Source organism: Klebsiella sp. 10982, from assembly GCF_048589245.1.
Lineage (GTDB): Bacteria > Pseudomonadota > Gammaproteobacteria > Enterobacterales > Enterobacteriaceae > Klebsiella > Klebsiella quasivariicola.
Window position 1 is genome coordinate 1 of record NZ_JBMAXV010000148.1, and the last position, 430, is coordinate 430.

Here is a 430-nt window from a genome sequence, read left to right on the forward strand (position 1 = left end):
AGCGGGTCAAGCCCTATCTTAAAGGGCAGAAGAATGACGCCAACGATGCGGAAGCTATCTGCGAGGCTATCAGCCGTCCCGGAATGCGCTTTGTGGCCATGAAGACAGAACGGCAGCAGACGTTGCAGGCAGAGCACCGCGTCCGGGCCCGGCTCATCCGCGCCCGGACAGCCCTGAGTAATGAGATACGGGGCCTGCTGGGTGAGTTCGGTCTGGTACTGCCGGTGGGAATAAGGCAGCTACGTAAGGCATTACCGGAGATACTGTCGCAACAGGAGCTGTGGGATGACCGCTTTATCCGCCTGCTGAGCGAACTGGCGGAAGAGCTGCAGATGCTGGATGAGCGGGTCGCCCGCCATGACAGGCGGCTTGAGCAGTCGGCACGGGATGATGTCCGGATAAAAAGGCTGCTGGCGATAGAGGGTATGGG

The 430-nt window shown here is 60.2% G+C and carries 1 protein-coding gene; it reads left to right on the forward strand.

Translation table 11 applies throughout. From position 1 onward, the window contains the following. Positions 1-430, forward strand: a 430-nt coding sequence (locus ACKLKD_RS28015; protein WP_420062020.1) for an IS110 family transposase, incomplete at both ends; no start/stop codon positions are given.